This is a genomic window from Vibrio sp. RE86 (assembly GCF_013114545.1).
Lineage (GTDB): Bacteria > Pseudomonadota > Gammaproteobacteria > Enterobacterales > Vibrionaceae > Vibrio.
This window is the reverse complement of the sequence record NZ_VTXI01000005.1, coordinates 189,704-210,796: the sequence shown is the minus strand read 5'-3', so window position 1 is coordinate 210,796 and position 21,093 is coordinate 189,704. Positions and strand designations below refer to the sequence as shown.

Here is a 21,093-nt window from a genome sequence, read left to right as displayed (position 1 = left end):
TGCCGTAAAGGGTTCTGAATAAGGGATGAAAGGAAGCGGGATTCTACATCGCGCGGGTTAGCTCGGCAACAATCGGAATTATAGCAAACGTTTGCAGGAAGGAATTAAATCTGAATGTAATATATAAGAGGGAAAAAAGGCGAGAGTAGAAGTAATACTCTCTCGCCAAAATAGATTACTCGCCTTCCATGAAACCTAAGTCAGGCAAGGAGTCTAAATTTTCAGAGTAACGTTTTAGATCAAACTCATTGCCGTTTTTCATCACGTCAAATATTTCGATTGCAACGGCACATGCCATCATCGCTACTGCATCTTCACGAGGCGTCCCCATCATCATTAAACGCATCAGTGTTTCTTTGGCTTTGATCGGGTTTCCATCTTCTAACTGATTCTCTATAACCTCAATTAGCTGCTCTTCACCCATCATCTGATTTTCATCAGTCATATTTATTTCTCGCCTTAACTTGAATTCCGCCCACTATGCCATATATAGGCAATCTATACTCGTAAATTCGCAGATATAGTGAAAATAGGAAGTGTGATTTCAGTCTCGGATCTGTCCCACTGCTGTGCTTTCTGCTAAAATCTGCCTCCAGTTAAATTAAGTGGTGTTTAGTAATGTCTGACAACTGTATTGATAACAGTCAAAAGAAAGTCATCGTTGGCATGTCCGGCGGTGTTGATTCATCTGTTTCTGCATATCTTCTTCAACAGCAGGGCTACCAAGTAGAAGGCCTGTTTATGAAGAACTGGGAAGAAGATGATAACGAAGAGTACTGTACAGCAGCTGAAGATCTTGCCGATGCGCAAGCCGTCTGTGACAAGTTAGGCATTCACTTACATACCATCAACTTTGCAGCTGAATATTGGGACAACGTGTTCGAATACTTCTTGGCTGAATACAAAGCAGGTCGTACACCAAACCCAGATATTCTTTGTAATAAAGAGATCAAATTTAAAGCATTCCTAGAATTTGCGGATGAAGTGCTTGATGCAGACTACATTGCAATGGGTCACTATGTTCGCCGCACCTTCCCTACGCAAGCGGAGTTGGATGCAGGTAAGAAGCCTGAAATGCTTCGTGGCCTTGATGGCAACAAAGACCAGAGCTACTTCCTATACACACTGAGCAGTGATCAAGTTGCACGCAGCTTGTTCCCTGTAGGTGAGCTTGAAAAGCCAGAAGTACGCCGCATTGCAGAAGAACAAGACCTTATCACTGCGAAAAAGAAAGATTCAACTGGCATCTGTTTTATCGGCGAGCGTAAATTCACAGATTTCCTAGGTCGTTACCTACCAGCTCAACCGGGTAATATTGAAACGCCTGAAGGCAAAGTAATTGGTAAGCACAATGGCTTGATGTACCACACGCTTGGTCAACGTAAAGGTCTACATATCGGTGGCACAAAAGGCGGCGGCGGTAACGAAGAACCATGGTTCGTTGGCGATAAAGACCTAAAACGTAACGTACTGATTGCGGTGCAGGGTAAAGATCACCCAATCCTAAAATCGCAAGGCTTGATTGCCTCACAGTTGCACTGGGTAGATCGTGCTGCGATTCAAGAACCGTTACAATGCACTGTAAAAACACGCTACCGTCAAACAGATATCCCATGTACTATCATCCCTATCGATGATGAGAACATCAAAGTTATTTTTGACGAGCCTCAAGTTGCTGTAACACCGGGACAATCTGCTGTTTTCTATAAAGATGAAGTCTGCCTTGGTGGTGGTATCATCGAAGAACGCATTTAATCGTAACATCAGGAGTACTATTACGTGGCTAACACACTTTATGACCGAACTATCGCATTTGCTGGAATCTGCCAAGCTGTCGCCTTGGTTCAACAAGTCGCAAAAAACGGTCACTGTGACTCGGACGCGTTTGAAACCTCTCTGAAAGCAATCTTAAACACCACCCCATCCAACACGGTTGGTGTTTATGGCCGTGAAAGCGATCTAAAGCTTGGTCTAGAGTGCTTTGTTAAAGGTCTAGATAGCAGCCCTGCTGGCGGCGAAATCACCCGATACATCATTAGCTTAATGGCTCTGGAGCGTAAACTTCAGACTCGCAATGATGCAATGTCACAGCTTGGTGATCGCATCTCAATGCTTGAACGTCAGCTTGACCATTTTGATCTACTTGATGAGCAGATGATGAGCAATCTTGCTAGCGTCTATTTAGACGTTATCAGCCCTGTCGGTCCTCGCATCCAAGTGACAGGTACTCCATCAGTGCTGCAACAAACTTCGAACCAACACAAAGTTCGTGCCCTTCTGCTTTCAGGTATCCGCAGTGCCGTTCTTTGGCGTCAAGTTGGTGGTAAACGCCGCCACCTTATTTTTGGCCGTAAGAAGATGTTAGAACAAGCACAGATTTTATTGGCTAGAATGTCATAATTTACTTACAGCTCGCGCCTTGTCGCGAGCTGTTTCTTTATACCTACACAACCATCACGCAAACGTTTGCGCAATATGCGTGACAAACGCGTAAGATACTGGTATAAAGCTCACAAAATTTCGAAACTCAATTTTTCAGGAGAACATCATGGAACTGTCAGCATTGACTGCTGTTTCACCAGTAGACGGTCGTTACGGAAGCAAAACTATCGCACTTCGCAGCATCTTTAGTGAATTTGGATTACTAAAGTACCGCTCTATCGTTGAAATTCGTTGGTTACAAAAGCTTGCAGCTACAGATGCAATCACAGAAGTACCTGCATTCAGCGCAGAAGCAAACAAGTTCCTAGATGAGTTAGCAGCAAACTTCTCAGAAGAAGACGCAGCGCGTATCAAAGAGATTGAACGCACAACTAACCATGACGTTAAGGCTGTTGAATACTTCCTTAAAGAGAAAGTAGCTGGTGTTCCTGAGCTTCACGCTGTAAACGAGTTCATCCACTTCGCATGTACTTCAGAAGATATCAACAACACGTCTCACGCTCTAATGCTTAAAGAAGCTCGTGACGACGTGATTCTTCCTGAAATCAAAAACATCATCGACGCTATCAAAGCACTTGCTGTTGAATACCGCGACATTCCTCTTCTGTCACGCACACACGGTCAGCCAGCTTCTCCTTCTACTATGGGTAAAGAGATGGCAAACGTTGCGTACCGTATGGAACGTCAATACAAGCAAATCGCTAACGTTGAGATTCTAGGTAAGATCAACGGCGCAGTAGGTAACTACAACGCTCACCTTTCTGCTTACCCAGAAGTAGACTGGCACCAGTTCTCTGAAGAGTTCATCACTGAGTCTCTAGGCGTAACTTGGAACCCATACACAACTCAGATCGAGCCGCACGATTACATCGCTGAACTGTTCGATGCCGTTGCTCGTTTCAACACGATTCTAATCGACTTTGACCGAGACGTTTGGGGTTACATCGCTCTAGGCCACTTCAAGCAGAAGACAATTGCTGGTGAAATCGGTTCATCAACAATGCCTCACAAAGTAAACCCAATCGACTTTGAAAACTCTGAAGGTAACCTAGGTCTTGCAAACGCAGTATTTGGCCACCTTGCACAGAAGCTGCCTATCTCTCGCTGGCAGCGTGACCTAACGGACTCGACTGTTCTACGTAACTTAGGTGTTGGTGTTGGTTACGCAATCATCGCGTACACGTCTACTCTGAAAGGCATTAGCAAACTAGAAGTTAACCGTGATGCTCTTCTAGCAGAACTAGACCAAAACTGGGAAGTTCTAGCAGAACCTGTACAGACTGTAATGCGTCGCTACGGCATCGAGAAGCCATACGAGAAGCTAAAAGAGCTAACTCGTGGTAAGCGTGTGGATGGCGAAGCAATGCGTAACTTCATCGATGGACTTGAGCTTCCAGAGCACGAGAAAGCACGTCTTAAAGAGATGACTCCAGCAAACTACATCGGTCAAGCTATCGAGCTAACTGATAAGCTGTAATTGCTTTAAAGTACGAAAATTAAAAAGGGTTGATGTGTAAGCATCAACCCTTTTTGTTTTCTTCCCTTCAGACTTTCTGAAAGAATAAAGTGATTTGCCCTACCTCGACACCAAATTTCTTTATCTTAGTCAGGTTAAAAACATGTTTATCATCTTGGCGATATAACCAATCATCAAACGCAACAACCACTGTTGAATCATCCAGCTGTAGCTCAAAATCATATTGCCATTGCAGGGCGTTGCCGACTTCCCTACCCGTGGCTTCGCCAATAATATCGTCCGCCTTTCCTGAGTAGCTGCCATCTTCCTTACGTTCAATTATCCAAATGCGCTGCGACACCTCTCCGTCATCGAATACGAAATCTTCAACAAGCGTCAACGTATCACCCTCTACACTGCCTTCGATTTTAACTTCGAAACGACGGGTCTGTTTTTCAGTGTAGTCCTGAACCATTCCCCAAGCGACTGTTGAACCTTGGAAATACTCGAACAGGGCAAATTCTGGCCCAGAAGTCTTATAGTCATCTAAGTCACTACTGCAGCCAATCAAGGCGAGTGAAAGAACGATAGCGAAAAGCGCAATAAAAAAGGATTTGATCATCGATTATTTCCTATTAAACCTTGTCTAAGTTTTGGGTAATCAGTGTTTGGCGACAGCCAGATAGAAAGGAAAGCATCATTGAACGCTTCATCCTCGATCACGCCTATCAACTTAGAGCTAGACGCTTGGTCTGCGTGAAAGAACTGCCCTTGCTGCCCATTGGTCACATAGGTGATATTGTGCCCTTCCTCGATGTCAGGGAAGATAGTGGATAGAGTATCAGCCCACAGAACGGTGTCAGTTCCATTAAAACCAAGCTTTTGCCACTGATCTACCGTTGCATCGAGTAACTGCTTTTGCGAAATATCACGTTGATAGGTGATAGATAACGCCAAAGGGTGAGGCGTGACGTCTTGTTCTACAGAGTAAGAGCCACTAGGAGAAAGAAGCTCTGACTGATAAATATCGAAAAAGAGCATAGACAGCTGCGCTTCTCCGACCGTTGCCCAACCACGCCATTCGTTACTGCTTGGCTGAGTCGCATTTGCTGCGCTACTTATCCAAACCAAGCATGCGATTACCATTAGTTTGTTCATGTCCATATACCCTGATAATAATGGCTATCATGAGCGCCCATTCTATAGCCAAGATAAGACTAGTGAGTGAGATAGGAAGCCCAAGTTCCACTGCGCCCAGTTTACTGCCAGCGATGTAACTGAGTACACCACCAGCACTCCCAACTATAGATACGGCAATTAATGGATAACGAATCAAAATTGGTGTTAAAAAATATGCGTACCACGCAAAAGCGACCCATAGCGCGAGTAACCATAGAGGGAAACCCGCTTCAGTGAACTCAAAAACACCTGTATAGGTATTGATAAAGTCAACGCACACACCTATGCCAATAACAACAAGAACTTTGCCCCATGGCAAATCAGTCATAGCGACAGAAATCACTAACGTTAACACTGCGAAAGCCAGAGTAACGTATTGCAATGAGTAACTTCCAAGCACAGCCATAAACCATATGACCTGGAACCACGTTGATATTAGTAACAAGCGCTTCACTGTCTACATCTCTTATTGAGGTCGCTGAAATGTCATGTGAACAGTGCTGATTGACTTCGCTTTAAAGCCACCCTCACAGTAACAGAAGTAGTAGTTCCACATTCTAATGAAACGCTCATCAAAACCTAATTCCTGCACGCTAGATAATTGGCTGTTGAAACGCTCATACCAACAGCGGAGTGTTTTCGCATAATCTTGCCCGATATCGAACAAATCACGCAGAATGAGGTCACTATGTTGTGTCGTAGTCTGAGTTAAAGCAGTGATCGAAGGTAAAAAACCACCTGGGAATATATATTTCTGGATAAAATCGACGTTGTTGCTGTAGTAGTCATAACGCTGATCAGCGATAGTTATTGCTTGGATGGCCATCAGACCGCCCGGCTTAAGCAATGACTGACACTTCTGTACGTACGAGGTAAGAAACTGCTTGCCCACCGCTTCAATCATCTCTATCGAAACTAACTTATCGTAACTACCCTCAAGTAAACGATAGTCCTGTTTAAGTAGCGTAACCTTTTCAGACAAGCCTTTCGCCTCAATTTGCTGCTTAGCATATTGGTACTGCTGCTCAGATATCGTTGTGGTTGTCACTTGGCAACCATAGGTTTCCGCCATGTAAATCGCCATTGCACCCCAGCCAGTTCCTATCTCGATCACGTGGTCTGAAGCGGTCAATTGCAGCTGCTGACAAAGTCTATCCATTTTATTGATTTGCGCCTGCTCTAACGTGTCAGTCGACGTGTTGAATACAGCCGACGAATAAAGCATGCGCTCATCAAGGAAAGTGTCGTAGAGCTCATTACTAAGGTCATAATGCGCTTCGATATTTTTGGCAGAGTTGGTCACGGTATTTCGGTTTAGCCAATGACCTACCTGGTATGCCAACTTAGAGAGCAATGACGAACGACTCTCTATTGAATCCAGAGCCCCTAAGTTCAGCGCCATCAATTCCATTAACGCTGACAAATCAGGACTATCCCACCAGCCATCCATATACGCCTCACCAGCGGCAATACTGCCACCTTTTAACAGGCGGGCATAAAAGGCTGGATTCTTAACCTCAATCAGCGCATTGGGTTTACCGCTGTTCTTTTGCCCGAATGTTTCTCTAACCTGATGAGATTCTTCTCCATCAAAAGACTCTACGATAGTTAAAGAGCCAACTTGAAGCTTGTATAAGCATGAAAAAGCAATATTACGCGCTGTTTTCTGAACCGAGGTAAGCGGCTTGGGCAACGGAAGTGTGCTTGAGTTGATCATTGCTTTATTTCCTTATTATTTTTCTACGTTTACGCTCGGGTGACTTTCATCGTCGTTCCCATCTTTGTATTTTGGGTGAGAGTAGAAAGGCGCTCCCTTAACCCACAGCTTGAACGCATGCCAATAGATACCTGTAGTGACTTTTACTGCCATGACTGGCGTCGAGATCAGATGCTTAACTAATACTTTAGAATTAAATGGCTGCTTTGCCATTTTTAAGGTTGCATCAAACTCCTTGTTATCTCGATGACACTCAAGATGAATCGATAATTGCTTGTTAAGAGGCTTAATGCGCCAGACATACTGTTGTTCTATCGGGTTAAACGGCGAGACATGAAATTGCTTGGCATGATTCCAAGTCGTTTCGTCTTCAGCATCCAGAGCGTAGTAATGTCTTTCATTCCAAGGCGTATTACTTACCTCAGCAAGAAGATATCGCCACTTACCCTCTTCATCATATAGATAATAGAAGTTAACCGGGCTGAAATAGATTCCTAGATAACGAAGATGAACCACCGCTTCAACACGGCCTGAAACACGGACACCCGTCAGCTGATAGACTTTATCTTGGACCGCATGTTTTAAGTCCCCTTCGCCAAGGTAATCTTCACGTTTAAATCTTGCCCAGTGGAACCATCGCTTACCGAATCCGCGCACGTTCTTCTCTAAATCATCCAACTCATCAAGATCCAAACATGGCATAAACAATGGATAGTTCAGTGCGTGTTCCACCGGCGTAAAGCGGCGATGCCTTACCTCTCCGACGAGTAAATGGCTACTCATTAAGCCGCTCCCTGATGGGAAAGATTATGAGACAAAGTATCAATGCCGCGCACTACATCAAGAGCACTGCGTACACCATCTTCATGGAAGCCGTTATACCAATAAGCACCGCAGAACCATGTATTGGCGACACCGTTAACCTCGCTTCGACGCGACTGTGCAGCCATTGATTGACGGGTAAACACAGGATGATGATAAAGGAAACGCTTGAGGACTTTATCTGGGTCAATTTGGTCACTGCTGTTGAGAGAGACACAAAGCGTCTTAGGCGCATCGATGTGCTGCAAAATGTTCATATTGTAGGTCAGCGTTGGTGCGCGAGATTGCTCACTCTCACTACCATCTAACCAATAGTTCCATGATGCCCAGGCGGCTTTACGCTTAGGAAGAAGGCTTTCATCGGTATGCAAAACAACTTCATTACCTTGATAGGCAAGATCCCCTAAAACACTATTTTCAACAACAGACGCGTCATCCAGTAGTTCTTTTGCTTGGTCACTATGGCAGGCGAAAACAACCTGGTCATAGCGTTCCGTCTTACCGTTAGACACAATCGTCACACCCGCTTTGTCACGAGTCACCGACTGCACAGGGCTGTTCAAACGAATACGGTCTTTGAACCCTTTGGTTAGCGGCGTGATGTATTCTCTTGAACCACCTTTTATCACGTACCACTGAGGACGATTTGTCACATCTAATAGGCCATGATTAAGGAAAAATCGTGCGAAAAAATTTAAGGGAAATGCACGCATGTCCGCTAACGTTGAAGACCAAATTGCCGCCCCCATCGGGAGAATATAATTGTCGCTGAAATAATCACTGAAGCCGTGTTGGTTTAGGAAGTCACCGAGCGTCACATCAGCATGGCTAGGCGCATTGGCTACCTCTTTGACCATTCGATTGAAGCGTAAGATTTCAAAAATAAATGAGTAGAACTTAGGGTTGAGCCAGTTTCGGCGCTGGGCAAAGAGTGTTGAAACAGTATGCCCATTATATTCAAGGCCATTGCTGTCATTACGAACGCTAAAGCTCATTTGACTGGGTCTGCCTTCAACGCCAATCTCTTCCATCAAAGCCATGAAGTTTGGGTAAGTTCTGTCGTTGTAGACGATGAACCCTGTATCGACGGAGAAGTTCTTACCATCTATATCAACATCTACCGTTGCAGTATGGCCACCAATATAGTCGTTTGCCTCATACAAAGTGATGCCATGCTGCTTATGTAAATAGTAGCCGCACGTTAAGCCAGATATTCCAGTCCCTATGATTGCTATTTTCATTGTTATGTCCTTATCCTTGAGCGACGAGTTTGGAAGTAATAGCGTTTTGCCAACGGTATGGCAGTAAGCCAATCAAACGTAAAATCGTGGTGAATTTTCGAGGGAAATAGATATGTGTTTTTCGAGCTTCAAGACCCTTTCGGATCTCTTGAGATGCACGTTCCACTGAAATCAGCATCGGCATCTCAAAAGTGTTTTTGTCAGTAAGAGGCGTTTTGACGAACCCGGGGTAAATCACTGATACATCGATATTCTTGGGTTTCAGATCGACTTGTAAGGTTCGTGCCATGTAGCTCACTGCAGCCTTTGATGCGCCGTAAGCTTCCGCTCTAGGCAATGCGACCTCGCTAGCAATAGAGCCTACGATGCCAACTTGGTGACCTGCAGAAAAATGTTGTTGGCTCGCTTCAATCGCGTTTGCTAAACCAATCACATTGATATTGAAGACGCGGTGAATCAGCGCTGCGTCAAGCTGACCATCGTCTATGTATTCACAGTCGCCAGCGTTAAAAATCCAAGTGGTTGGCATTGCAGGGAGAGACGTTAATGCCGCATGTGTCTGCTCTTTATCTGTTAAGTCAAAAGCAAGCGCCGATATGTTTGCATTGAACTGCGTGAGCTCGCTTAACGCTCTCTCGTTTCTCCCACACGCAATGACGGTGTACCCATCAAGCGCGTAATCTTTCGCAAGTTGGTATCCTATGCCCGACGTCGCACCTGTAATCAGTACCGTATTCATTGCCCTAGCCTCTGTTTGATCGTTTTTACTACAGAGCCCAATAGAGGAAGGTTTTCATACAACATTTCTCCAAGATCAAAATAATCTCTGTGATAGATCACTCGCCCTTGAGAGAACTTGAGGTGACTAACACCGTTGACGTAAATCACCGCCCCTTTGGATAATTTCGGATGCTCCAAGGCCATCTGCCACGTCAAAAACCCACTATCACCAGTTTGCTGATGATCTTGAATCGTAAACTCGCAGCGTTTTACGTTGGCGTAAAGGGACTCGAAGTAGCTTTTGAGAGCATCCCACCCCTCTAACCGATGTGCTGCATCCTCAAACACCACTTCTTGGTGGTAAATATCAGACAGCAAGTACAAGCTAGACTTGTTGAGTTGCTGATATACCGCCCCTACCGTTTGTACATCCATTCACTTCCCCTCGTAGTTGTACATCAGTTAATTTTGTACAATTAATATAACCTTAGATGAATATAGAAAGTTGTACAAATATTTTTTTGTATAACTTTTTGAGAAGTTGTACGTGAGGAGATTTAGAATAGATCAAAAAAAGGCTTGGTAATAAACCAAGCCTTTTCAATAGATTAGATGAATGAATTACGAATTACGAAGAGCGTTGATTCGCTTATCTAGTGGTGGGTGACTCATCAGTAGTTCAGTCATCGACTGCTTACCGTTAATACCAAAGGCCATCATTGAGCCCTCTAGCTGAGACTCTTGCCCCATCTTTAAACGCTCAAGTGCTGCGATCATCTTATGTTTGCCAACAAGCTGCGCTGCGCCTGCATCAGCATGAAACTCACGGTGACGGCTGTACCACATAGTAATAAAGCTTGCTAGGAAACCGAAGACCAGCTCAAGCACCATGCTCACACCAAAGTAAACCATCATGTTGCTGCCGCCTTCTTCTTCATTGTCATTTGAAGCAACAATATTGGCGATAAAGCGCGATAAGAAGATCACGAACGTATTCACCACACCTTGCATCAATGTCATGGTCACCATGTCACCGTTGGCAATATGGCTAACTTCATGTGCAAGCACCGCTTCAGCTTCATCACGCGTCATATTATGTAGCAGGCCTGTTGATACAGCGACCAGCGAGTCATTGCGTTTCGCACCTGTAGCAAATGCGTTGATATCCGCCGAGTCATAAATAGCGACCGTTGGCATACCAATACCCACTTGCTCTGATTGACGACGAACTGTTTCTAGTAGCCAATGCTCTGTTTCATTACGTGGGCTTTCAATCACCATACCGCCAACAGAACGCAGTGCCATACCTTTCGACATCATCAAAGAGATAAAAGAACCACCAAAACCAAACACTGCCGCCATCACCAATAGACCAGAAAGGCTACCAGGCTGCATTCCCGTCACTGCATAAACAATGTTAAGGACAACACTCAATACCAGAACAACAGCTAAGTTGGTGATAAGGAATAACATTACTCGCTTCATTACTTTTCTCCAAAAACGGAAGCATTTTATTATTACTGACGTTTATCAACTCGCCAGCTTCTATCTAAGCATATAGATATAGTCTATTCCTTTTAATTACAAGGTTAAGCAGCAAATTGAAACATTTAGTTTCTACTTATCAACATAGGCGGCAATAGGGTTACAGATATCATCAGAATGAATGCTATCGAGCCTTTCCATAAACTCCATTCTGACTCCTTAGACTTTGGTCGTATTGCTCTCATCCTTTTTCATGATAGATTTAGGTCAGATTAAAAATCCATGTAGCAAAGGAACGGAATCATGGTTGAAACTAACGACTATCAAATGGCTATTGATTTGTTGTGCTGCCACCTAGGCCTGTCAGAAGAAGAGGCGAAAAAGCAGCTAGGGATTTCTGCAGAGGACAAAACTCAGAAACGAATCATTGAGACTCAGTCTGCTCTAATGGGACTGAATCAAGACAAGTAGACGACGGATACTAAAAGGGCTGCCAAATTGGCAGCCCTTTTCGTTTGAATCAAATAGACTTTCTAGTCACGATTTAACAGTGGTGACACATCAATATACTTGGCAAGACCTTGACGCTTCACTGCAGGAACATAAGGAATCTCACCAATTTTAGGTGCGTCCACTTTTTGCTCAAGCATCTCAATAATCTCTGCGTAGTGTTCTGTGCCTGGATTGACTCGGTTTGCGACCCAGCCAATCACTTCAAGACCATCGGCTTTAATCGCATCAAGCGTAAGCATTGCATGGCTCAGACAGCCCAACTTAATACCTACTACTAACACAACTGGCAGTTTCTCTTGCTGAACCCAAGTAGAAAGACAGTCGTTCTCTGAAACAGGTACACGCCAACCACCTGCACCTTCTACCAAGACAATGTCTGAGTTTTGTTTGTGTTGCGCCAGTTTGTCACTCAATACCGAATACTCAATCGCGACATTTTCGCGTCGAGCTGCGATATGTGGTGATGCAGGCAACTCAAGTGCGTATGGGTTAACATCATCATATTCAACGTCAACCGTTGCTGCAGCCTGCAGAAAAAGAGCGTCAGAGTTGCGAAAGCCGTTCTCTGTTTTGTCACTGCCCGCTGCAACTGGTTTGTAACCTATCGTATTTAGCCCTTTTTCAGCTAACGCGTTTAAAATTGCTTTTGAAGCAACTGTTTTTCCAACATCGGTATCCGTACCCGCAATAAAAAATGCATCAATCATTGATTAATAACCCCTAAACAGACCTGATATGTTGCAGGTAGAAGACCCTGATGATTTCGATAAGTTTGATATTCTCGCTCGACTTGAACTAACGCCTTTCGCCCTGTAAGCCCATGTGCACGCCCATTTACATGAGTTGCTCCAATGCCTTTAAGATCGCGCATTAAAGCAAACGCAGAATCATACCAAACCGTAATGGCCGCTAAGTCTAGATGATGGTTATGGCATTCAGATTGCGCTAACGCAATTTTTACCTGATTGGTCGAGATAAACTCATTGACGTGTTGATATGAATCAATTTTGGCCCACGCCTGCTTAAGTTCACAGAGAGATCCATCGAGCAACGTAGACAAATAGCCAATCCCTGTCGGCTTCAAAACACGTTTTATCTCTCGCAGAGGCACTGACAAATCATCACACCACTGCAATGCCAAACTCGAAAACACGAAATCAAAGCTATTGGAGCTAAATGGAAGCTGTTCGGCATCACCTTGTTGGAACGTCACCTTTTCATCGCCACAACGCTCCTTTGCCGTTTCTAGCATCTGCTCTGATAAGTCAAAACAGACCACATGAGCACCGCGCTCTAACAACAATTTGGAGAAATACCCTGTGCCACAACCAATATCGAGTACGGTTTTTCCCGTCAAATCAGGCGGCATCTTCGCAAGTAGACGCTCACCGACATCTCGCTGAAATGCGGCGTGCTGATCATAGGTACGAGCGGCACGACCAAACGCTTCTGCAATAGCGGATTTGTGCGGCCAAACATTGATATCATCTATTACTGCTTGTTCCATCAATTTAACCTTTTCATCGACTGTTTTAACGTTTCAGACAACCTATCTATATGGTGCTTCTCATGTTGTGCGGTTAGCGTGATGCGAAGCCTCGCACTGCCAGTGGGAACCGTTGGCGGTCGAATCGCAGTCACCCATAGTGCCGATTGTTTTAATGATTCCGCAACAGTCAGCGCATTTTCAGACGAACCGATAATGAACGGCTTAATCGGAGTCGATGTTGATTGATAACCTTCTACGTTGGATAACACAGAGTGATAATGGGCACTGAGCTCTTCAAGTTTATCCCGACGCCATTGTTGCGTTTGAATCATCGATGCTGCATGGTTAAGCGCCACCGCTTGAGAAGGCGGAATTGCTGTTGAATAGACATGATGACGTGCGAATTGCGTTAAATAGTCGCCCAGTTCATCAGAGCACATGATGGCAGCACCAGACAACCCAAACGCTTTACCGAAGGTTACGATTAAAACTTCAGGTTTGATATCGGCGGCACTGCAACTACCTGCTCCACGTTGGCCAAGTACACCAATACCGTGTGCATCATCTACCGCTAACCAAGCTCTACCCTGAGTGAGACGATGGATTTCAGCAAGTGGAGCGCGATCGCCATCCATACTGAATACCCCTTCAGTCACAACCAAAGCGTTCGATGTTAATAATCGCTCAAGATGAGTCGTATCATTGTGTTTAAAGCGTTTCATCGTCGCTGGGGATAACATGCCCGCCTCCATCAATGAAGCGTGATTCAGTTTGTCTTGCAGCAATAAATCGCCCTTTTTCAACAAAGAGAAAAGCAACGCTTGGTTAGCCGAAAAACCAGAACTGAACAGAATCGCCCTATCAAAGCCGAGCCATTGACAAAGGTTGTCTTCAAGCGCTTTGTGAGCAGAGCTAAAGCCAGTGACTAACGGAGATGCACCACTGCCATTGCCATACTTAGTCAGCCCATCTTGCCAAGCCTTTGTTAATTCACTATCACTGGCTAGAGCCAGATAGTCATTACTAGAAAAGTTAACAAAATCTTGAGCGTTGTGGCTTAGGTAAGGGGTGTTTCCGCCATCAATCGTGCGAAGACTTCGCCCAAGCCCTTGCTGGTTTCTTTCAACAAGCGCTTGAGAGATACGAGTATTAAACGCTGGCATCGTAGAAAAGATCGTCTTTTGTCGGTCGCGCCGCTACTCGCTCTACGACACGATCTAGGAGATCATTCTCTTCGATTTCGTCAGGCTTTTGAGAAACTTGTTGACTGTTAATACCCAACTTGTCGAAAAGCTGCATATCTTTGTCTTCTGATGGGTTTGGCGTAGTCAGGAGCTTACAACCATAAAAGACTGAGTTAGCCCCCGCCATAAAGCAGAGCGCTTGCATTTGTTCATTCATATTTTCACGACCCGCCGACAAACGAACAGCAGACATTGGCATCATAATACGAGCAATCGCGATAAGACGGATAAAGTCAAAAGGTTCTACATCTTCCACTTCTTCAAGCGGCGTTCCTTTTACTTTTACCAACATATTGATTGGCACACTTTCAGGGTGAGTCGGTAGGTTTGCGAGCTCGACCAATAGACCTGCTCGATCGCTTGCGCTTTCACCCATGCCGATGATGCCACCAGAACAGATCTTCATTCCTGCATCACGAACGTGAGACAAGGTATCTAGACGGTCTTGGTAGGTACGTGTAGTAATGATGCTGCCGTAAAATTCAGGAGAGGTATCAAGGTTGTGGTTGTAGTAATCAAGGCCCGCATCAGAGAGCGACTGCGCTTGTTCTGAAGTCAACATACCCAGCGTCATACAGGTTTCTAACCCCATACCCTTCACACCTTTAATCATGTCAGTCAGATGAGGCATGTCGCGCTCTTTCGGGTTTTTCCACGCTGCACCCATACAGAATCGCGTTGAACCTGCGTTTTTCGCTTTTTGTGCGGCATCTAAAACGCGCTCGACTTCCATTAAACGTTCTTTCTCAATATCCGTCGTGTAGCGGGCACTTTGAGGACAGTACTTACAATCTTCTGGACAGGCGCCCGTCTTTATCGATAAAAGCGTACTTACTTGAACATGGTTATGTTGCTGATACTGACGGTGAACCACTTGCGCATCGAATAGGAGATCCATAAACGGTTTGTCCATTAACTCTCGAACTTCGGCAACAGTCCAGTTGTGACGTACTTCCACGTGCTTTCCTTTAATTATTGTTGGTTTGATTACTTGGCTAGTCTACTGACACAATGTAGACTGTCAACACAATGAAAAATCAAAAGTTTACATTTGATTAAAATTTAATCTACAAATTTTCTGGAATTGCACATGGATCTCGCTTTTGATCGCCGTCATATCTGGCATCCTTACACTTCAACACTCACACCTCTGACCTGCTACCCTGTGACATCTGCCCAAGGTGTATTGCTAGAACTCGAGGACGATAAGCAGCTTGTCGACGGGATGTCTTCATGGTGGTCTGCGATTCATGGCTACAATCACCCCTATTTGAACCAAGCGGCTCATAGCCAAATAGACAAAGTCTCTCATGTGATGTTTGGAGGGATTACCCACGAACCCGCGATAGCTTTGTGTAAGAAATTGCTTTCGTTCGCACCAGATAACTTACAGCATGTGTTTTTAGCCGATTCAGGTTCGGTATCGGTTGAAGTAAGCTTGAAGATGGCATTGCAGTATTGGCATGCCAAAGGTGAACAACGACCAAAGTTTTTAACGCTGAGAGATGGCTACCATGGTGACACATTCGCAGCGATGTCTGTTACCGACCCTGACAACTCGATGCACTCTTTATATAAAGGCTTTCTTCCTGAACATATCTTCGCTCAGTCGCCAAAGACGGGTTACTGGCAAGAGTGGGATGATTCCGACTTAGATGACTTTAAGCACAAGCTCGCTACGCATCACAAAGAGATCGCTGCTGTGATCTTAGAGCCAATTGTCCAAGGCGCGGGCGGAATGAGAATCTATCATCCAAGCTTTTTGAAAGGGGTAAGAGATCTGTGCGATCAATTTGGCGTGCTGTTGATCTTAGATGAGATCGCGACAGGCTTTGGCCGTACAGGGAAGATGTTTGCGTGTGAACATGCACAAATCCAACCAGACATTCTTTGCGTTGGTAAAGCGCTAACAGGCGGCTACATGACGCTGTCTGCCACCCTTGCCTCTAGCGAAATCGCTCATACCGTTTGTGGAGGCGAAGCAGGTTGCTTTATGCATGGCCCAACCTTTATGGGCAACCCGCTGGCATGCGCTGTTGCAACAGCCAGTATGGACCTTCTCGCGACTAATCAATGGCAACAGCAAACGAATCAAATAGAGCAACTTTTTGCTGAACTGCTACCTAAACTGACACAATATGATCTTGTAGAAGATGTGCGTTGGCTTGGGGCAATTGGCGTTGTAGAAACTACGCGCCCAGTCAATATGGAGAAGATCCAAGCTCATTTTGTGGATCAAGGTGTTTGGATCAGGCCGTTCGGCAAACTGATCTATATGATGCCGCCATTCATTAGTGAACCAGAGCATATTAAAAAGCTCGTCAATGCGATTGAAACCGCATTAATCAGTCCAGACTGTTTTCAGTAACTTTTTACGCTCTAAAAACTAAAAAGGCTTCCAATTTAGGAAGCCTTTCTATTTTTGCCTTTAGATAATTACTCTTGATCAATCATCCAACGGCGGAATTCTTTACGCTCTTCTTTAGAAGATTTTAGGTACCAAGCTTTTAGTTGGTCAAGGTTGGTTGTTTCAAGCTGAACCACTTTCTTTTCGCCAGTCTCGGCAACTTCAACTACGGTTGCTTTCGCGTCTTGTGCCGTTGCCGCAAGCGCTGCGCCAGAACCAACCACTAGGCCACGTTTTTCGTTATGTTCGCGAACCAATTTAGGCATGTCATAGTATGGAAAAATACCATCGCCACGGTCTAGAGCTTCTTGTGAGTAAGAGATATTTTTGCCAGATTCAGTTTCAACTTTCCATTCAGGAGCAGTTTTGAAATGTGTATTTGCTTGACTATAGCTATATAGCTTAGGCGCACTGATCGTTAGATCTGCATCAGGTGCATCAATACTAATAACATAAGGAGAAGAATCAAATACTCGCTCTTTTCCGCTATCTTTGAGCTTTTTCGTGTATTTAACAACCAGCTGTACTGGGCCAGTCTGAATGTCTGACACTTCACGCTTATCTTCAACTTTTACGCCATCGATAAATAGAACTTCAACGCCAGCTTGTGGCTCGATAGAAGCGGCGGATGCGCTGCCAGTAACCAACATTGCTAATAGAGTTAAGTGTCGTTTCATAATGATTCCCTGAAATATAATAATTAAAAAAGCCACCCTAATGGGTGGCTTCTATGATAGCTAATTCAACTAAGATTAGAAGAATGCTTTAACACCAACTGCGTAACCAGTTTCGTCTTTAGTGTAAACACCAGCAACGTCTGTTTCAGTGTAGCCGTTACCTGCACCAACTTCAGCGTATAGAGTTGTGTTAGGAGCGATAGCGTAACCAGCGTTTACGTACCAAGCATCGTGATCTTTCTCAGAGATGTTGTTACCGTTTGTGTCGTTACCGTATAGCTCTTGGTTGCTGCTAGATACAGAGTAACCCGCTGCAAACGTAGTTTTTTCCATTGTGTAAGTAGCTGCGAATGCAATAGTGTCAGTGTCAGACTTTTCGCCTACTAGTGGCTTACCGATCATGTCGTAGTATGCTACTGCTAGAGCAACGTTTTCGATGCCGTTGTATTTAGCTTGTACAGACCAAGTAGTTTGCTCTACTTTATCAGCACCGTCTAGAACATCACCTTGACCGTAGAAACCTACGAAGTCGAAATCAGCTACGCGGTAACCTAGAGCACCGTCAAAGTAAGTTGAGCTAGGAGCTAGAGACTCGTTACCGTTTACGTCTTGAACGATAGCTAGAGTACCGTAGAAGTTACCTTTATCAACGTCGTAACGGATGATTTCATCAGCACAGTAAACTTCAGAATCTTCGAAGAAAGTAGTTAGACCGAATTGGTAATCCGAACCAATACCAGCGTCATCTAGAGCTGAACAAGTACGACCAACTTTAACAGAACCGAAAGAATCAGAGTAAACAGCTACGTATGCATCGCCAGCGTTGCCGCCATCGTTATCAACACCAACATCGTTGATCTGCCAGAAACCACCAACTTGGATGCTGTCGCTTACTGCGTAACGAACGTCTAGAGCAACGTCTGCATCTTGAATTTGCTGTTCAGCTTTAGTGTCTTTCTCAAGACCTTTAACGTAAACAACTTCGATGTCACCACCAAGGTTAACTGAAACACCGTCTTGGTTGTAAATTTCGAAACCAGCTGTTGCTGAAGCTGATGCTGCTAGAACTGAAAGAGCTACTAGAGTCTTTTTCATAATAATCCACTGCCTTTTCTATAGAATGGGAAATCCTTGCCCGGTTCCCTTTATGTTTTTTGATGATGACTCCTACCTCTTAATCGGGCTGGATGTCATCGCCACTAAATTTCGGGGTCTAGATTGCAAAAGATTATTCGGCCTGTCAAATATTCTAAAAAACATTAATAAAAAAACATAAAAACATTACAAAACAAAGGTTTACACATTTATCAGAATAAAATACGAGCTATCTCAAACCTAAAACATTGTGGTAATACCAGTAAATCTAAAAACCAACATTTGGAATTTAACTCCATGCAGCCAATAAACAAAAACAAATTACAGAGTTTTTATCTGCAAAACACAATGATTTAGCGTGATATATTTTTTACATTTAGAATTAATTCTAAGTATTTGAAGGTTCAGTTTTTTTTTGTGAACAAGATCCACATTTAGCTATAAAGGATTCTATTTCGTGAACTGAGTAGTGTTTAGCAAAGTGTGCTATGATGCGGCACCCGCAACATAGGTCACAATATGATTACCAGTAAAATCCAGCAATCTATCCGTTCTAGTTATCAAAACCTTCAGTCACAGCTAGAAAACTTTGTACCTCGTCGAGCTCAGAACTATCTTGTTGCGGAAATCGCCAAAACACTTTGTGGTGAATATCACAAATCGACCCGCATAATTGTCGCGGAAGCTGGGACTGGTATCGGTAAATCTCTCTCTTATTTAATGGCGACAATTCCTGTTGCAGTTCTCAATAATAGGAAAGTGGTCATTTCCACCGCTACAGTGGCACTGCAAGAACAACTGGTTAATAAAGACCTTCCTTTATATAGACGCATTACTGATCGAGAGTTCTCATTTATCTTGGCGAAAGGGCGTCAACGTTACTGCTGTGCCGAAAAGTTAGCTTCAGCATGCGGAGCTGATGGTGGCCAACTAGCGATGTTCGATAGCAAACCAAAAAAGAAAGATGTCGAGCTACTCGAGCGCATGTATAAAGCGCTAGCACAAAATAAGTGGGATGGTGACCGAGACTCTTGGCCAAAACCAATCAAAGATGAGATTTGGCAACTGATCGTGAGTGATAAGCATAGCTGTAACAACGGAATGCCCGCTCACCGTGATTGCCCGTTTCAAAAAGCACGTTCAGAGCTAGATAAAGCAGACGTCATTATCGCTAACCATAGTTTGGTGATGGCCGATGCTGACCTAGGTGGTGGTGTAATCCTACCTGAACCAGAAAACACCATTTATGTCTTTGATGAAGCGCACCACCTTCCCCATGTGGCCCGTGATCACTCTTCTGCTGCTGCAAGTTTAAAAGGCGCAGCAAGTTGGCTCGAACGCCTAAATCAGTCAGTGACCAAATTCGCCAATATGGCAGAAGAGAAGCGTGTCGCCCGTTTTAGAAACGAGCTACAAGACTCTGTACAGCAATTGATTCCATCATTAAGCCAGCTATCAACACGTTTTGACGCCAATCATTTTGAAGAGAAAATTTACCGCTTTGAAAACGGCGAGCTTCCAAACTGGCTTGAGGAAGAGTCGAAAGAGCTTAAGAAATTGACTCAGAAAGGAGCTCAGGCCGTTGCTAAAATTGCTGACCTTATCTCTGAGCGGGTAAAAGATGGCGAGTTGGCCAACCGATTGGCCGAACCTGCCCTGGCTGAACTCGGCTTCTATATCCAGAGAATGGATAATTTGGCACAAGTTTGGAACTTAATGGCAGAACCATTACGCGAAAAAGGCGCCCCACTCGCTCGCTGGTTAGAGATAAGCCCAGATCGTGAAGGCGATTTCATTGTTAATGTTTCACCTCTTGAGGTCGGCTGGCAGCTGGATCAACAGTTGTGGAGCCGCTGTGTTGGGGCCGTACTGACCTCTGCTACTATGCGGGCGCTCAACTCGTTCAATTTCTTCTGTCGCCAAGCAGGGATCAGTGAAAAACCAGATGATGGGGTTCGCTTCCTGTCTCTTGCATCTCCGTTTGATTATCAGAAGCAAGCCGAGTTGGTCGTACCTAAAATGAAGTACGAACCTCAGGCACCTCAGTTTACGGAATATCTTATCGATATATTGCCTAACCTAATTGAAGACAAAAAGGCCAATTTGGTTTTATTCTCTTCCTATTGGCAGATGAACCAAGTTGCTGAAGCGCTTTCAACAAGTTTCGTTAAAAAAGGCTGGGCATTGCAGGTTCAAGGGCAAGAATCACGCACAGAGATTCTAAATAAACATAAAACCTTGGTTCAATGTCAGAAAACGAGCATTTTATTTGGAACGGGGAGTTTCTCTGAAGGTCTCGATCTTCCGGGTGAATTACTTGAAAACTTGATTATTACCAAGATTCCGTTCGCGGTCCCTACTTCACCCGTTGAGCAAGCGCATGCCGAATATATTGAGAATCGTGGCGGTAACCCGTTTATGCAGATCACCGTACCCGAGGCAAGTAAAAAGCTGATTCAGTCAGTCGGTCGATTGCTGCGCAAAGAGAGGGATTCTGGTAAAGTCATCATCCTTGATCGCCGTGTAGTGACCAAGCGATACGGCAGTGCCCTGCTCGACTCTCTGCCACCCTTTAAACGTGTAATAGAATAAAAATCCTCCTATAA

General features: G+C 44.5%; 22 protein-coding genes. 6 read left to right on the top strand and 16 right to left on the bottom strand.

Features of this window, described 5'->3' with window-relative positions; genetic code table 11:
• Nucleotides 1-175: 175 nt before the first annotated feature.
• The gene (locus F0231_RS07355) at nt 176-445 is read right to left on the bottom strand and encodes a hypothetical protein (protein WP_171759069.1); all 270 of its coding nucleotides are present in this window, start codon (nt 443-445) and stop codon (nt 176-178) included.
• 173 nt (nt 446-618) lie between these two features.
• Between F0231_RS07355 and mnmA the strand changes: the two genes are divergently transcribed.
• The 3 genes from mnmA (at nt 619) to purB (ending at nt 3,919) form a co-directional block, all read left to right on the top strand.
• The gene (gene mnmA / locus F0231_RS07350) at nt 619-1,755 is read left to right on the top strand and encodes a tRNA 2-thiouridine(34) synthase MnmA (RefSeq protein ID WP_171759068.1); all 1,137 of its coding nucleotides are present in this window, start codon (nt 619-621) and stop codon (nt 1,753-1,755) included.
• Nucleotides 1,756-1,779: 24 nt separating this feature from the next.
• The gene (hflD, locus tag F0231_RS07345) at nt 1,780-2,400 is read left to right on the top strand and encodes a high frequency lysogenization protein HflD (RefSeq protein ID WP_171759067.1); all 621 of its coding nucleotides are present in this window, start codon (nt 1,780-1,782) and stop codon (nt 2,398-2,400) included.
• A gap of 148 nt (nt 2,401-2,548) precedes the next feature.
• On the top strand, nt 2,549-3,919 hold the full coding sequence (gene purB / locus F0231_RS07340; RefSeq protein WP_171759066.1) for an adenylosuccinate lyase: 1,371 nt from the start codon (nt 2,549-2,551) through the stop codon (nt 3,917-3,919).
• A gap of 67 nt (nt 3,920-3,986) precedes the next feature.
• Here the strand turns inward: purB and F0231_RS07335 are convergent, their stop codons facing one another.
• The 9 genes from F0231_RS07335 to htpX form a co-directional block, all read right to left on the bottom strand.
• Nucleotides 3,987-4,520 (bottom strand): DUF3833 domain-containing protein, encoded by a 534-nt coding sequence (locus F0231_RS07335; protein ID WP_171759065.1) that lies wholly within the window; start codon nt 4,518-4,520, stop codon nt 3,987-3,989.
• Entirely contained in the window at nt 4,517-5,056 is a 540-nt protein-coding gene (locus F0231_RS07330) for a chalcone isomerase family protein (protein ID WP_171759064.1), read from the bottom strand. The genes F0231_RS07335 and F0231_RS07330 overlap by 4 nt, the downstream gene beginning before the upstream one ends.
• Entirely contained in the window at nt 5,013-5,531 is a 519-nt protein-coding gene (locus F0231_RS07325) for a DUF2878 family protein (RefSeq protein ID WP_171759063.1), read from the bottom strand. The genes F0231_RS07330 and F0231_RS07325 overlap by 44 nt, the downstream gene beginning before the upstream one ends.
• Nucleotides 5,532-5,543: 12 nt before the next feature.
• Complete coding sequence (locus F0231_RS07320; protein WP_171759062.1) at nt 5,544-6,794, bottom strand: cyclopropane-fatty-acyl-phospholipid synthase family protein; 1,251 nt, start codon at nt 6,792-6,794, stop codon at nt 5,544-5,546.
• Between the two features lie 15 nt (nt 6,795-6,809).
• Nucleotides 6,810-7,577: a DUF1365 domain-containing protein gene (locus F0231_RS07315; protein WP_171759061.1), complete on the bottom strand. Its 768-nt coding sequence runs from the start codon at nt 7,575-7,577 to the stop codon at nt 6,810-6,812.
• Nucleotides 7,577-8,857: an NAD(P)/FAD-dependent oxidoreductase gene (locus F0231_RS07310; protein ID WP_171759060.1), complete on the bottom strand. Its 1,281-nt coding sequence runs from the start codon at nt 8,855-8,857 to the stop codon at nt 7,577-7,579. Before F0231_RS07310 ends, F0231_RS07315 begins: the two co-directional genes overlap by 1 nt.
• Before the next feature lie 10 nt (nt 8,858-8,867).
• Nucleotides 8,868-9,596, bottom strand: coding sequence for an SDR family oxidoreductase (locus F0231_RS07305; protein ID WP_171759059.1), 729 nt, complete (start codon nt 9,594-9,596; stop codon nt 8,868-8,870).
• Nucleotides 9,593-10,012 (bottom strand): nuclear transport factor 2 family protein, encoded by a 420-nt coding sequence (locus F0231_RS07300; protein ID WP_171759058.1) that lies wholly within the window; start codon nt 10,010-10,012, stop codon nt 9,593-9,595. Before F0231_RS07300 ends, F0231_RS07305 begins: the two co-directional genes overlap by 4 nt.
• A 186-nt stretch (nt 10,013-10,198) precedes the next feature.
• Nucleotides 10,199-11,062: a protease HtpX gene (gene htpX / locus F0231_RS07295; protein ID WP_171759057.1), complete on the bottom strand. Its 864-nt coding sequence runs from the start codon at nt 11,060-11,062 to the stop codon at nt 10,199-10,201.
• A gap of 303 nt (nt 11,063-11,365) precedes the next feature.
• On the opposite strand from htpX, the gene F0231_RS07290 reads away from it, so the two are divergent.
• Entirely contained in the window at nt 11,366-11,533 is a 168-nt protein-coding gene (locus tag F0231_RS07290; protein WP_171759056.1) for a hypothetical protein, read from the top strand.
• Between the two features lie 62 nt (nt 11,534-11,595).
• Here the strand turns inward: F0231_RS07290 and bioD are convergent, their stop codons facing one another.
• Genes bioD through bioB form a run of 4 tightly spaced genes read right to left on the bottom strand, consistent with a single transcriptional unit; the run spans nt 11,596 to nt 15,266 of the window.
• Complete coding sequence (gene bioD, locus F0231_RS07285) at nt 11,596-12,282, bottom strand: dethiobiotin synthase (RefSeq protein ID WP_171759055.1); 687 nt, start codon at nt 12,280-12,282, stop codon at nt 11,596-11,598.
• Nucleotides 12,279-13,082 (bottom strand): malonyl-ACP O-methyltransferase BioC, encoded by an 804-nt coding sequence (bioC, locus tag F0231_RS07280; protein WP_171759054.1) that lies wholly within the window; start codon nt 13,080-13,082, stop codon nt 12,279-12,281. The genes bioD and bioC overlap by 4 nt, the downstream gene beginning before the upstream one ends.
• Nucleotides 13,082-14,227 (bottom strand): 8-amino-7-oxononanoate synthase, encoded by a 1,146-nt coding sequence (gene bioF / locus F0231_RS07275; protein ID WP_171759053.1) that lies wholly within the window; start codon nt 14,225-14,227, stop codon nt 13,082-13,084. Before bioF ends, bioC begins: the two co-directional genes overlap by 1 nt.
• Nucleotides 14,214-15,266 carry a biotin synthase BioB gene (bioB, locus tag F0231_RS07270; protein WP_171759052.1) on the bottom strand — a complete coding sequence of 351 codons (1,053 nt, stop codon included), beginning with the start codon at nt 15,264-15,266 and terminating at the stop codon, nt 14,214-14,216. The genes bioF and bioB overlap by 14 nt, the downstream gene beginning before the upstream one ends.
• 132 nt (nt 15,267-15,398) lie before the next feature.
• Here bioB and bioA point away from each other — a divergent pair, with 132 nt between their 5' ends.
• Nucleotides 15,399-16,676: an adenosylmethionine--8-amino-7-oxononanoate transaminase gene (gene bioA / locus F0231_RS07265; RefSeq protein WP_171759051.1), complete on the top strand. Its 1,278-nt coding sequence runs from the start codon at nt 15,399-15,401 to the stop codon at nt 16,674-16,676.
• Nucleotides 16,677-16,744: 68 nt separating this feature from the next.
• On the opposite strand, the gene F0231_RS07260 is transcribed toward bioA, so the two are convergent.
• Together F0231_RS07260 and F0231_RS07255 are read right to left on the bottom strand one after the other, a co-directional pair.
• Nucleotides 16,745-17,392, bottom strand: coding sequence for a DUF2057 domain-containing protein (locus F0231_RS07260; RefSeq protein ID WP_171759050.1), 648 nt, complete (start codon nt 17,390-17,392; stop codon nt 16,745-16,747).
• 75 nt (nt 17,393-17,467) lie between these two features.
• Nucleotides 17,468-18,487 (bottom strand): porin, encoded by a 1,020-nt coding sequence (locus F0231_RS07255; protein WP_171759049.1) that lies wholly within the window; start codon nt 18,485-18,487, stop codon nt 17,468-17,470.
• Nucleotides 18,488-19,006: 519 nt separating this feature from the next.
• On the opposite strand from F0231_RS07255, the gene dinG reads away from it, so the two are divergent.
• A complete protein-coding gene (gene dinG / locus F0231_RS07250; RefSeq protein ID WP_171759048.1) occupies nt 19,007-21,079 on the top strand; it encodes an ATP-dependent DNA helicase DinG in 2,073 nt (690 codons plus the stop codon).
• Nucleotides 21,080-21,093 lie beyond the last annotated feature (14 nt).

What these genes read in the sequence shown, in the direction of transcription:
- F0231_RS07355 (WP_171759069.1), bottom strand. Translation starts at nt 445, where the DNA reads ATGACTGATGAAAATCAGATGATGGGTGAAGAGCAGCTAATTGAGGTT.
- mnmA (WP_171759068.1), top strand. Translation starts at nt 619, where the DNA reads ATGTCTGACAACTGTATTGATAACAGTCAAAAGAAAGTCATCGTTGGC.
- purB (WP_171759066.1), top strand. Translation starts at nt 2,549, where the DNA reads ATGGAACTGTCAGCATTGACTGCTGTTTCACCAGTAGACGGTCGTTAC.
- F0231_RS07335 (WP_171759065.1), bottom strand. Translation starts at nt 4,520, where the DNA reads ATGATCAAATCCTTTTTTATTGCGCTTTTCGCTATCGTTCTTTCACTC.
- F0231_RS07330 (WP_171759064.1), bottom strand. Translation starts at nt 5,056, where the DNA reads ATGAACAAACTAATGGTAATCGCATGCTTGGTTTGGATAAGTAGCGCA.
- F0231_RS07320 (WP_171759062.1), bottom strand. Translation starts at nt 6,794, where the DNA reads ATGATCAACTCAAGCACACTTCCGTTGCCCAAGCCGCTTACCTCGGTT.
- F0231_RS07315 (WP_171759061.1), bottom strand. Translation starts at nt 7,577, where the DNA reads ATGAGTAGCCATTTACTCGTCGGAGAGGTAAGGCATCGCCGCTTTACG.
- F0231_RS07310 (WP_171759060.1), bottom strand. Translation starts at nt 8,857, where the DNA reads ATGAAAATAGCAATCATAGGGACTGGAATATCTGGCTTAACGTGCGGC.
- F0231_RS07305 (WP_171759059.1), bottom strand. Translation starts at nt 9,596, where the DNA reads ATGAATACGGTACTGATTACAGGTGCGACGTCGGGCATAGGATACCAA.
- F0231_RS07300 (WP_171759058.1), bottom strand. Translation starts at nt 10,012, where the DNA reads ATGGATGTACAAACGGTAGGGGCGGTATATCAGCAACTCAACAAGTCT.
- htpX (WP_171759057.1), bottom strand. Translation starts at nt 11,062, where the DNA reads ATGAAGCGAGTAATGTTATTCCTTATCACCAACTTAGCTGTTGTTCTG.
- F0231_RS07290 (WP_171759056.1), top strand. Translation starts at nt 11,366, where the DNA reads ATGGTTGAAACTAACGACTATCAAATGGCTATTGATTTGTTGTGCTGC.
- bioD (WP_171759055.1), bottom strand. Translation starts at nt 12,282, where the DNA reads ATGATTGATGCATTTTTTATTGCGGGTACGGATACCGATGTTGGAAAA.
- bioC (WP_171759054.1), bottom strand. Translation starts at nt 13,082, where the DNA reads ATGGAACAAGCAGTAATAGATGATATCAATGTTTGGCCGCACAAATCC.
- bioF (WP_171759053.1), bottom strand. Translation starts at nt 14,227, where the DNA reads ATGCCAGCGTTTAATACTCGTATCTCTCAAGCGCTTGTTGAAAGAAAC.
- bioA (WP_171759051.1), top strand. Translation starts at nt 15,399, where the DNA reads ATGGATCTCGCTTTTGATCGCCGTCATATCTGGCATCCTTACACTTCA.
- F0231_RS07260 (WP_171759050.1), bottom strand. Translation starts at nt 17,392, where the DNA reads ATGAAACGACACTTAACTCTATTAGCAATGTTGGTTACTGGCAGCGCA.
- F0231_RS07255 (WP_171759049.1), bottom strand. Translation starts at nt 18,487, where the DNA reads ATGAAAAAGACTCTAGTAGCTCTTTCAGTTCTAGCAGCATCAGCTTCA.
- dinG (WP_171759048.1), top strand. Translation starts at nt 19,007, where the DNA reads ATGATTACCAGTAAAATCCAGCAATCTATCCGTTCTAGTTATCAAAAC.